Genomic DNA, 11,369 nt, shown 5'->3' on the forward strand with positions numbered 1-11,369 from the left:
CCTCGCGGTCGGTGGAAAAACGCCCCCGCAGGTCCAGCTTCACGGGTATATTCAGCCTGTCCGCCAGCTCCGGGGTGCATACGGCCAGCGCCTCCGCCCCCGCCGCGGCGCAGGCGGCGTTGACGGTGGAGGTGAGCTGCGGGTCCCACAGCGCCGCGCCCTTTATCTCCCCTCTGAATTTTTCAAAGAGCTCATAGGGCTCCAGTGGGATCAGCTGCCGGATATAGCCCTTTTCCCGGTAGTATGCCGCCCATTCGCTGTCGCTCGGGCCGTTGTCCCGCAGATAATAGATGCGCGGCTGCTTTTGGGCCGTGATGCCCTGCAGGCTGCTGAAAAACAGCTGTTCTTCTATGGCGAGTCCCCGCAGGTCCGCGGAATACAGGGTCGCAGCCGGGGCCGCTCCCCGGGGACACAGGGCCGCAGCCGGCCCGCAGAGCGCCAGCAGCAGCGCTATGACGGCCCGGACCGTCACGGCAGGTCCTCCGGGTTTTTGGTGGTGATCCACAGGGCCGGGCGCACTCCCACCATCGTCAGACTCTGGTCGTTGACCTCTCCCACGAAGCCCATATGGGAGATGAGCTCGCATTTTGCGCCGCCCTGTCCCCTGATCCACCAGGGGGCGCCGCCGGATATTGAGTCCACGGGCATGTCCGGAGACAGGGCGTATCCGGTGGGGGCGGCGGTCTTGTCGCGGGGATCCGACAGCAGTATCAGCGCTTCTTCACGGCAGGGGATGAAGACCCGATCGCTGACCGCGCCGTTTCCCACGGCGACGCTGCCGGTCAGGATGCGCTTTTTTTCCTCCGGGGAAAAGGCCCCGTTCAGAAAGTCATTGTTCAGCCACCTGCGCAGGGAAGAATCCGTCCAGGAAGCCTTCCCTTTGTCGTTGAAGGGCTGCCGGTCCAGCACGTCCTTGCTCACAAGAAACACGTTATAGACCGTGACGGTCTTCACTACCAGCCACTCTATGGGCTCCTTTTTACCGCCCTTTTCCCGGGGCCAGCTGCCGAAGGTCATGACGGCGGGTCTGGGCCGGGGGTCGCCCATGTGCTCCAGCACGGCGTCCCTGACGCTTTCGGGCAGGTCCGCGGGCAGGGTGATCACGTTCCGCAGGGCGCCCGTCCCGGTGGCCGCGTAGTCGTTGGGGATCTCCACGGGGGTCACGGGCTGAGGCGCAGGCCGGGGGGCGGGGATCACGGCCGGCGCGGCTCCGGGCCCGGCTGCGGCAAAGGGCTTTTCCGCCGGACGGGGTCCTGCCGGTCCGGCGTCCGCCGGTCCTGCCTTTGGCGCGGCGGCGGATATCTTGCCGGGCTGCCGGCGGAAACGCTCCTTAAGCAGATCCACAGTGCCTGGGATAGTCCCCAGAAAATCGGATATCTTCATTCTCAGAGGCAGGGTCAGGGGCGGCTTGACGCCGATCGCCTCTGTCACGCTCCTCTCCCGCATCCGGACGAGATACTCTTCTCCGGCGTAATAATCCCTTATCAGAAAAGCCCCGGCCATGCCGGCCAGGCATATCAGGGTGATGACGGTCAGCATAGTTTTCATAGCGGTCTCCCCGCGCCCTGTCCGGGCGCTGTCTTTTATCTTATTATAACATATATCGGGGTCCCGGCGGCGGCTGCCCGCCGGAAAAAAGGGGCGTTTTTGTCAGAGGGTGAGCATGTGCCTGCGCATGGACACGCCTTCGGCCAGCCCTATCTCGGCGAGAAAGCCCCACAGGGCAGTGCCGCCGTAGCTGATAAAGGGCAGGGGAACGCCGGTGACCGGCATGACCCCTATGGTCATGCCTATATTCACCACGATATGAAAGATGAACAGGCCGCAGACCCCCGCCGTGACGGCCCTGCCGGCGGTGTCCTCCGTGGCCAGCATGATGTGTATGAGCCGGAACACCATCAGCGAGTAGAGGCACAGCACTCCCAGGCAGCCGGCAAAGCCCAGCTCCTCCCCGAATACGGTGAATACAAAATCCGTGTGCTGCTCGGGTATGAAGTCCAGCTTTTTCTGGGTGCCCTTCAGGTAGCCCTTGCCGAACAGGCCTCCGGAGCCTATGGCTATGCGGGACTGCAGCACGTGGTAGCCGGAGCCCAGAGGGTCGGACTCGGGAGACAGGAAGGTGTAGATCCTCTCCTTCTGATAGTTCTTCAGCACTCCGGGGGTCCACCAGGCCGCCCCCGCCAGGGCCGCCAGGACGAGAAAGAACACCAGTATGTGCCTCATGCGGCAGCCGCTTACGAAGACCTGGGCCAGCCATATGGCGGCCAGGGTCAGGCTGGTGCCCAGGTCCGGCTGCCGGAAAATGAGCAGCATGGGGACGCTGATGTAGATGAGGGAGCCGGCGAAGGTCCTGATGCTCTTGATGCTGTGCCGGCGGGAGGAGAGATATACTCCCAGGCATATGATGAGGGCCACCTTGGCCAGCTCGGCGGGCTGCAGCCGGATGAAGCCCAGGTCTATCCAGCGCCGGGCCCCGTTGATGCGGGTCCCCACCAGCAGCACCATCAGCAGCAGGGTGAAGGTGAAGCCGTAGAGCTTGCCCGCCAGCTTGGACAGTATGGGCACGGATATGCAGCTCATGAACCAGGCTATGCCTATGCCCGTGGCCAGATAAAAGAGCTGCTTTTTCACGTATTCCGCGCCCGCGGCGCTGTAGATGGCCGCTATGCCCGCCAGGCACAGCAGCAGCGCCGATACGGCCAGAGGCCGGTCAAAGTATCGCAGGTACACGTTTTTCAAGGCGCCAGCACCGCCTCTGCGTAATGGGTGAAGTATTTTTCGGCGCAGCGGGTCACGTCCTCCGGGGTGACCTTCCGCAGCCGGGCCGTTCTGGCGTCCCGGGAGCCGTACACCTCCTCCAGGGCCGTCAGGTGGGAGAGGGAGAGCAGGTTTTCCCTGTCTATGTCCTCCTGGGTGAGCATGTAAGTCACCACCCGGTCAATGTCCGCCTGCTCCACCGGGGTCTTCTTCAGGTCTTCCGTGATCTCCAGCATGCGGTCCCTGATCATGTCGGCGCTGCCGGCTCCCGTGGCCGCATAGAGATAGATGTGGCTCTGCCTGAGCAGGACGGGATATTTGCAGCCCACGTAGTAGCAGCAGCCTTCCCGCTGCCTCAGCCGGCGGAACAGGCGTCCGGATTTGCCGGAGCCCAGGAGGCCGGATATCACAGTCATGGGGGCCCAGTCCTCGTCCCCGGCCGCCGGGGCCAGAAAGCCCATGAGATAGTAGGTCTGGCCGTCCCGGCCGTTGGGCATCAGAGTTCGGCGGGACTCCTTCAGGGTCTCGTTGAAGTTGTGTATGCTGCGTCTCTCCGGGCTGGGGGTCACTCTGAAAAAGGAGTTTTGCACCGCCTTTTTCAGCTCTGCCGGGGTGAGGTCGCCGGCCACGGACAGCACCAGCTGTCTGGGGCAGAAGTTTTCGTTGAAAAAGGCGTAGAGCTGCTTGGGAGTGGCCTTGGAAATGGCGGTGGCGCTGCCGTAAAAGGACCTCTTGTAGGGCCCGGAGCCGTAGAGGGAAAAGCGCAGCCTGTCATAGGCCTGCTGAAAGGGAGCGCCGCTCTCGCTCACCAGCCCGGCAAAGGCGTTGTCCCGGGCCTTGGCCACGGCCTCGGCGGTGAACTTGGGCTGGGTGAGGCAGTCCCCCAGTATCCGCATGGCGGGCATGAGGTTCTTTTTGGAGGTCAGCAGCCGGATCTCGGTGGTGTCCAGGGTGGTGGTGATGTTCATGCTGCCGTTGATGCGGTAAAACACCTCTTCCATCTCGGCGCCGGTCCTGTTTTTGGTCTCGTTGAGGAGCATGGAGGCAATGAGGGCCGAAAAGCCACCCGTGGAGTTGCTCTCGTTGGCGGGGCCGGTCCTGGCCAGCACGGTGATATACACGTATTCCGTGTCCTTCACCGTACTGAGGAGCACCGAGGGCAGTATGGTGCCCTCTATCCTGTCGGGAGCCCCGAAGCAGGCTGCGGAGCAGAGCAGGAGCAGCGCGGCAAGGAGTCTTTTCACAGGTATTTCTCCGCCGCCCTGGCTATGTCCTCCCGGCTGACGCCGGAGACAAAGTCAGTGTAGTCCCCTATGCCCTTGAGGCCGTGGAGTATATACATCTGGCCCAGCTGATACACCAGGTTTTTGCCGGTCTGATTGCGGGTGAGGAAGTCCGTGAGCTGCAGCTTTTTGGCCGCCTCCAGAGCGGAGTCGGAGTAGGAGCCCCTGCGGACGGCTTCCACGGCCTCCAGGCAGACCCTTTCGGCCTCCGGACTCTTCACCGTCAGGGTAAAGGGAGAGGCGTGCCTGCCCGTGTTGTGCCTGTAGCCCGTCTCCGCCGACGGCAGCTCCTGCCGGACCAGGCCGTATATGAGGGAGGTGAGCACTCCGCAGCACACGGATTCGCCGAAGAGATAGCCCGGCGCCATGGGCGCCGCCAGGCCGAAATATCCGCCCCGGGAGAGGGTGGTCACCCCGCTTTTGACCTCCATGGCCGGCGCCGTGGCGGCGGGCTTTTGTCCGGAGGCGGGAAAAACGCCGCCTATGACCCGGATCAGCTCCTCGTCATCTACCGGGCCCGCCGCCACGAAGACGTAGTTGTCATTGGTGTAGTTCAGGCTGTGATACAGCGCCAGGTCCTCCCGGGTGATGGCGTCTATGTCTGCCCCCTCCAGAGGCAGCCCGTACAGGCAATCGCCATAGACGGTCTTCAGCAGCGCCCGGCGCAGCTCTTCCGTCTCCCGGTCCCCCTTGCCCGCCATTTCGTCCCGGATGATGCCCTTTTCCAGAGCCAGCTCCTGCTCGTCAAAGAGAGGGGACGACAGGGCCTTGGCAAAGAGACCGCACACGGCCTCCAGGTCTCCGGGCCTCAGGATGCAGGTGTAGCAGGTGAAGTCGTAGGAGGTGTAGGCGTCGGCGGAATAGCCCAGGGTCTCCAGGCGCAGGTCCAGCTCTCCGGCGGCCAGGTCCCGGGAGGAGCCGAACATCAGGTGCTCCGCCATATGGGCCGTGCCGCTGAGGGGATATGACACGTTGGGCACGAAGATGCCGAGAGTGAGGAACTGCGAGGGGGCGTCGATGCAGAGTATGGCAGGGGAGCCGGGTCTCTTCAGCTCCCTGCAGGTCAGCGCGCTGCACGCCGTGCACGCCAGGCATATCAATATACAGATCACAAGTCTTTTCATACTCTCATACCACACACTTATTATACCAAAAACCCGGGCCGAATTCCACAGAAAAACATGGCCGCCCGCTGTGTTGAAAATCACAGGTTTTACGGCGATATACGCATTTACCTTTGACCTTCGGCAGGGTTATAATAGAAGTGACCATCACATTCACGGAGAAGCGATATGAGCAAGATCAGATTTGCCGTGCTGGGCGCCAGCGGCCGCTGGCTGAGCCTGGACGACGTGTATCCCCGGCACCCGGACGCGGAGTTCGTGGCCCTGTGCGACAGCGCCGAGGGCGTGGCGGAGCTGGCGGCGGCCCACTACAAGGAGAGCATGGGCCGGGATATAGCAGTGTATCACAGCTACGAAGAACTGGTGAAAAAGGCCTCTTATGATGCCATTATCATCTGTTCGGACCCGGACACCCAGGCGGACCTGGCAGTCAGCGAAATGGAAAGAGGCGTCCACGTCATGACCGAGGTGCCCTTTGCCCGCACCCTGGACCAGTGCCGGAAGCTGGTCAGGGCGGTGGAACGGACCGGCTGCAAATACCAGCTGGCGGAGCAGACCCGCTACTGGAACTTTGTCCGTATCTGGCGGGAGATGGCCGCCAGAGGCGAATTCGGCAAGATCATCTACGCCGAGGCGGAATATCTGCACTGTATGCGGGTGCAGGACTGGTTCACCAGCAAAAAGACCGGCAAAAGGGTGTGGACCGACGATCCCTCCTATTGTGATGACCCGGAGTATGAGGACAGCTGGAGATCACGGGTGGCCCGGGATCCCATCTGGTATCTGCCCCATTCCCTGTCTCCGCTGCTGTCCGTCACCGGCGGCAGGATAGAAAGGGTCAGCTGCCTGGGCACCCGGGAAGGCTCCTATTCCCTGAAAGGCTTCAGCTTCAGGGATATAGAGTGCGCCCTGATGTATCACTCCGACGACATAGTCTTTTCCCTGAGGGCGGGCTTTACCACCCCTCACGGCTTCAAAAAGGACACCGGCTCCCACTGGTATCAGATCAAGGGCTCCGAAAAGAGCGTGGAGTGGGCCCGCACCACTCTGGAGGAGGACTGCGGCAAGAGCTACAGCCCGGAGACCGGCTGGGAGCGCCACCCCGAGTGGGGCTGCGCGGATCCCGACGCCCCGGAGGAATTCAGACGGGCCCTCCACGGAGGCACCGACTATTATCCCATGTATTACTTTATGGACGCCCTCCTGAAGGACAAGCAGCCTCCCATGGACGTCTATAAGGCCGCAGAATGCGCGGCGCCGGCCATACTGGCCATGGAGTCTGCCCGCCGGGGCGGGGAGCTGCTGACGGTGCCGGACTTCCGGTCGGAGCAATAGAGCAAGGGCGCGGGGACCCTCGGGGAGGGGCGCTGTTTTGTCCGGCCGGGCTCTTCCGCAAGCCTTGATATCGTCATCCCGGCGCATCTCCTGCGGATGCCGGACAAAAAAAAGCCGCAAACGCGGCATATATCACTCAGTATTTAGTCCGGATAAACAGGCTCTCTCGAGGTGTCGCTGTCAAAATCCCGGGCGTTGCTGTTGTAGTCGGGCTGCAGCGCGTTGAGCAGAAAGCGGCCAGGCTCTATTGCTCTATTTCACGGTCCTCTCCAGCTTGTGCCAGCCTTCCCAGTCCTTTTCGGTGGGAACCGGAGGCTTTTCCCCTATGGACTTCGGGTGATAAACTAAACTCGTTATATAATCATAGTTGCCCTTTCCGTTCCAGTAGATACAATCACAATAAGCGATTATATCAGGCAATTTTGCGGTCAAAGGGATTTTGTTCTTCAGCCTGTAGAGCTTGCTGCTCTGCATCTTGACCTGAACGGAGTAATCCATGGTAGTCGTGAATACGTTGATCACGTCCGGCTTGACAAAATATGCCTGCACCAGCCCGCCTCCGTTTGGATAAAGAGGATTATCATATACATCGGTCCATGGGTGCTCTTCTTCTTGACCCGGCCGGCTTTTCTTATGCAAATCATATTGACGGAATTGCAGATCCAGGTTAACATGACGCACAAGAAACCTGAGCATCTTTCCGTCATTGCTTACTTCCGCATCCAAAACATACGGGTAATTGAATGTGTGACCGGAACGACTTGTATTTTCTTCTGTATAATTGCTCTTAAAGCTACAGATACGATCTCTCTTCCGAGAGTTCTTATTTTCCAAATATATGTTCAGAGTATTCCTTACAGAATACGGAAACTTTTTGCCGTACGCTCCTATCTCAGCTTCATTCAAACCGGTTTCACAGACATTTTGAAAAATCACCGAAGTGTCACTGTTTACAGGCAACACATCTTCCTTTGTCCCGGCTTTGACTTTCTCTTCGCTTGTCATTGTCTCGAAATCGGCGCATATGCCGGTCTTGTCAAAAGCATTTATATCGACTGCTTCAAACGCTTGTTCACTATTCTTTTCTGATGCTGTCCGAGCCGCGCCGGTATCCTTCAGGATGACTTTATTCCCGCGGGCAGAGCCATACAGGACCAGCGCGCCTATTATGAATAATGCTATTAATGATATAATGACTGCTTTTTTCATGATCTCATCTTCCTAATGAATGGCGTTGAGTATATCGGGGATCAGACTGGCTCTGAGCGCGACAGAGTCAATGCCGAAGTCGTCTCCCTGCGCAAACACAAACGGCCGGTTGGCATCTCCGTTTAAGCATTTGGAAAACGGAAACGAATGGCTCAATCCTTCAGCCAGGAGCTGTCTCGATTCATTCTGCTCCAGCCGTCCCATTCGTTCATATCATATTCAGGCTCGCGCTCGGAAACAATTTTCTCATCACACATGATAGGATTTGTAGCAAGCAAGGGATTGGCGTCATACCACCGCCGATTGCTCCAGATCACCTTGGGAAGCCTGTGCTTATATTGAATCGGATCGTTGTCTGCGACATAGTTGTCGCTGCCTTTTTCGGCGGCAAGCTGATTTGCCAAAGCCTGCCTTTCGTTCATCTCGTTTGCAGTCAGGGTATAAGCTTCAAATCCGTATGCCTTAAAATGACAATGCGCTCCGTCTCCGAAAGACACGCTTATTATGGACGGAGTCAAAAAGCAAAAGCTGTCGTTGGGGCTCGGTTTGTGAAAAGCGTTGTTCTTGTTGTAGACCAACATAGACTTTACTGCCTGCGCTGTCGATCTTTTGCAGGTCAGCAGATTGATCTCATACAATACCACCGCCGATGAATTCACATACACGATATACCTGAGGCTCTCTGATGATTTGTCCGCCACGGCATCGGTAATGATCGGATACTGATCGGGCCTGCTGTCATAGCGTAACCTGTCGCAATACAGATCGTTCTCGGTATTCGTCGCCTCATCATTTATTACAAACCGATGATCAAGAGTATATTTATTGCCATCAAGGGCCTTGTCGTCGGAAGACTCACAGATATACAGCCTGATACTTCTTGTCGCATCAAGCTTTATCATATCATATGGCTTATCGCTCGGCTTCCAGTCATGAGACAGGTTTTTCATCTTGTATTGTTTTTCATTAACACAAGCTGGTTTATCCTGCGCGTTGTCGTTTGTATGCGCCGCCTTGTTCAGGCCCGCCCGGATACCGGATGACACTGCAACAAGCGCGATGAGAAGCAAAAAAAGCTTTTTTTTCATAACTCGCCTCAAAAATCAATATACTGAAACCAGGAATCAGGGTCAGTCACATTACGCTTAAATGCTATCACCTTGATCAACTCGTTATTAATACACTCATAAGATCCATAACAAAATTCCAACTCAGACTGCGCATATTCCTGCCATGTAGAAAACGGCCCCCGTCCAGTTCCGATATCGTAGATTTTTCTCAAACCTGATTGGTCAAAATACTCTAATAGAACATGATTGCTAAAAGTCACATGAGAATCAGCAAGATCTATAGAACCGCCCTGAACAGTGCTTTGTTTCTGCAAAAAGCCAAGACATTGTTTATTGTTATATACTCCGGGAGATAAGTTCTTAGTTCAATCCTTTTTAAATTACAAGTTATCCCTTGCAGTGACAATAATTCTTTGGCAAAAATACCCCAGGCATTACAATCTCCGTCTCCTGTATCAAGAAGATCTTCCAATGTAATGTGATCCCATTCACAAGCTACGGTTCCACTTCCCCAATACTTTAACGAACCATAATTGTCTATGCGATTAATCGTCAGGCTTTTAAGAACATCCCATTCGCGGGCTACTATCAAATCATGCTGAGTACTCGAAAGCCCCTTAGCCGCCTCGCAACTCAGGTCTATGAGAGTATGGTAGTCGTTGTATTCTGTCAAGGTGCCGCCTATAGTATAGACCCTGTGCTTCGAACGTATCCTGTCAAGTCCTATAAACCAGGTTGCAGTCACTATCTGGGAATCGATCACCGAGAGCGTATCTCCGTAGGAGATATCATCATCCAAATCAACCGTGTATTCGTTGGTAAAGATGTTTTTGCTGCCTATAAGGCCGACACCGGAATAGTTGTATTTGTCGGTGCTTACCCCATACCCGAAGGTGGACAGATCCGTATTGTTTTCCGCCTTGAAAGCCGCTTTCTCCAGGTGAAAAGCATCGCCCACACTGAAAACAAAGGGCCTGTTTTTGTCATCCACCACATAGCCGATCCTGTCGATATTGAAGCCGTCTTCGTCATCGTCCAGCCATTCATTGTCGGGATAATCCTCCAATTCATGAGTCCAATACCCTTGCAGCTTTGCTGATGATTCACCGCCCCACGTGAGCGGAGCGTCAACATACTTCAGCAGCCCCTTTGCGCGGGTGTTGAACATCAGCATCTTCTGCGCCAGCTGGTGGTTGTTGACGGACAGGGTCAGTGTTATAGTGTGCGACGTGTAGGCACCTGTGGGTCTTTTGTAATAGATCCTCTCCGGAGTATTATCCTCATCACCGTAGGTCCACTTCTTTGTGCAAAAGGAACCCGTATCCTCGGTGACGGGACGCTGGCCCAGTGTATCATAAAACAGATTTGACACAGACGGCATGCCCGGCGGAGGCGTATCCATCCAACTGACGGAGATATCGCACGAGTCCTCGTGAGGAAAATCCGCAGGGATAGCGGTCAGGTCTATCTCATATATACCGCCCTCCGCTACACTTATGGTCCCGGCCTGCTCGGCCAGATCCACCACCCAGATATCAAAGTCAAAGCATATAGGAGCATCCGTGACGTTTGACTGAGTCGGAGAGCCGAGATCCGTGACAGTGATCGAGGCGGGATACCGCCCCGGCTCAACGCCGGTATTGTCCTCGCTGAAACCAAAGCTGACTATATTGCCGGAGCTCTGTCCGATGAAATCGGTCACGGACGGACCGTCAGAAGGCCCCGAATAGGTCACGTCATACGTGGAATCATTATTCCATGGGGAATAGACTCCCTGATCGGAGACGAAGTAGTCCTCGTCCTTGAAATCTATTGCGAGGGCATTGAAAGATGAAGGAACATGATCAGTGGCGAAGGGGACCACCAGGTGGTATCCGTGATCATCAGACGGTGTCTTGTAATAGCTGCCGAACACAGTGACCGGAGTATGGGTGCAGTTTATGCCGGAAGAAAGATGATAGATCATATTGCTACCGGACCCGTCCGCGGTGGGAGCCATGCCCGAAGCATAGACACAGGATGCGGCAAAGAATACGCACAGACATACGAGCAGCTGCATCAAAGGCATAGCAAGCCGCTCTTTTCTTAGGTTTGTCCCAAGTCTGCCACCCGGCGGGGGGAAAAACGATCGATCAGTCATATCATGCTCCTGTAATACGTTGTAAAATACAATATTATTATAGCATGGACAAAGAGCGAGCATCAATACATTTTATAAACAAAGGCGGCAGGGGCCTTTTTTGCGCATAGTATCTCCGGCGAGGGCTGCCCTTTCCCGGGAGAAAAGCCGGATCCCGGGTCTGCCCGGCGGCTCTGTCGAAGGTCATCCCGTCCCCAAGCCCTGCGGACTTGGGGACGGGATGACATTATTTGTTTTTCCCTGCAAAGCCTGCGGCTTTGCAGGGAAAAACGGACCGCCCGATCGGGGAAACGATCCATGCCCACCGCCGGGGAAATCCACTCCGCCGTCATCCCAGCGCTCGATACATAGTGAGAGCGTTGGAGATCTGCGGGGGGACCGACGGCCTTTGGCCGTTGGGGGGTCCGCGCGGCGGAGAATGCCCGGCGGTCAATACAGGCGTCATCTCGGC

The 11,369-nt window shown here is 56.7% G+C and carries 9 protein-coding genes; 1 reads left to right on the forward strand and 8 read right to left on the reverse strand.

What is annotated here, in order from left to right; genetic code table 11:
- The 5 genes from IK083_07890 to IK083_07910 all read right to left on the reverse strand — a co-directional run.
- A partial coding sequence (locus IK083_07890) for a hypothetical protein (protein ID MBR4749473.1) occupies nucleotides 1-472 on the reverse strand: 472 nt, incomplete at its 3' end.
- Nucleotides 469-1,548 (reverse strand): hypothetical protein, encoded by a 1,080-nt coding sequence (locus IK083_07895; GenBank protein MBR4749474.1) that lies wholly within the window; start codon nucleotides 1,546-1,548, stop codon nucleotides 469-471. The genes IK083_07895 and IK083_07890, both read right to left, overlap by 4 nt.
- A 102-nt stretch (nucleotides 1,549-1,650) precedes the next feature.
- Nucleotides 1,651-2,739 carry a rod shape-determining protein RodA gene (rodA, locus tag IK083_07900; protein MBR4749475.1) on the reverse strand — a complete coding sequence of 363 codons (1,089 nt, stop codon included), beginning with the start codon at nucleotides 2,737-2,739 and terminating at the stop codon, nucleotides 1,651-1,653.
- Nucleotides 2,736-4,001, reverse strand: a complete 1,266-nt coding sequence (locus tag IK083_07905; protein ID MBR4749476.1) for an insulinase family protein — start codon at nucleotides 3,999-4,001, stop codon at nucleotides 2,736-2,738. Before IK083_07905 ends, rodA begins: the two co-directional genes overlap by 4 nt.
- Nucleotides 3,998-5,164: an insulinase family protein gene (locus IK083_07910; GenBank protein MBR4749477.1), complete on the reverse strand. Its 1,167-nt coding sequence runs from the start codon at nucleotides 5,162-5,164 to the stop codon at nucleotides 3,998-4,000. Before IK083_07910 ends, IK083_07905 begins: the two co-directional genes overlap by 4 nt.
- Before the next feature lie 168 nt (nucleotides 5,165-5,332).
- Between IK083_07910 and IK083_07915 the strand changes: the two genes are divergently transcribed.
- A complete protein-coding gene (locus IK083_07915) occupies nucleotides 5,333-6,499 on the forward strand; it encodes a Gfo/Idh/MocA family oxidoreductase (protein ID MBR4749478.1) in 1,167 nt (388 codons plus the stop codon).
- A gap of 252 nt (nucleotides 6,500-6,751) precedes the next feature.
- On the opposite strand, the gene IK083_07920 is transcribed toward IK083_07915, so the two are convergent.
- The 3 genes from IK083_07920 to IK083_07930 form a co-directional block, all read right to left on the reverse strand.
- Entirely contained in the window at nucleotides 6,752-7,708 is a 957-nt protein-coding gene (locus tag IK083_07920; protein ID MBR4749479.1) for a hypothetical protein, read from the reverse strand.
- Between the two features lie 152 nt (nucleotides 7,709-7,860).
- Entirely contained in the window at nucleotides 7,861-8,796 is a 936-nt protein-coding gene (locus tag IK083_07925; GenBank protein ID MBR4749480.1) for a hypothetical protein, read from the reverse strand.
- 259 nt (nucleotides 8,797-9,055) lie between these two features.
- Nucleotides 9,056-10,744 carry a hypothetical protein gene (locus IK083_07930; protein MBR4749481.1) on the reverse strand — a complete coding sequence of 563 codons (1,689 nt, stop codon included), beginning with the start codon at nucleotides 10,742-10,744 and terminating at the stop codon, nucleotides 9,056-9,058.
- Nucleotides 10,745-11,369: the final 625 nt, after the last annotated feature.

The organism is Abditibacteriota bacterium, from assembly GCA_017552965.1.
Lineage (GTDB): Bacteria > Armatimonadota > UBA5829 > UBA5829 > UBA5829 > RGIG7931.

What these genes read in the sequence shown, in the direction of transcription:
- IK083_07920 (MBR4749479.1), bottom strand. Translation starts at nt 7,708, where the DNA reads ATGAAAAAAGCAGTCATTATATCATTAATAGCATTATTCATAATAGGC.
- IK083_07895 (MBR4749474.1), bottom strand. Translation starts at nt 1,548, where the DNA reads ATGAAAACTATGCTGACCGTCATCACCCTGATATGCCTGGCCGGCATG.
- IK083_07910 (MBR4749477.1), bottom strand. Translation starts at nt 5,164, where the DNA reads ATGAAAAGACTTGTGATCTGTATATTGATATGCCTGGCGTGCACGGCG.
- IK083_07925 (MBR4749480.1), bottom strand. Translation starts at nt 8,796, where the DNA reads ATGAAAAAAAAGCTTTTTTTGCTTCTCATCGCGCTTGTTGCAGTGTCA.
- IK083_07915 (MBR4749478.1), top strand. Translation starts at nt 5,333, where the DNA reads ATGAGCAAGATCAGATTTGCCGTGCTGGGCGCCAGCGGCCGCTGGCTG.
- IK083_07930 (MBR4749481.1), bottom strand. Translation starts at nt 10,744, where the DNA reads ATGATCTATCATCTTTCTTCCGGCATAAACTGCACCCATACTCCGGTC.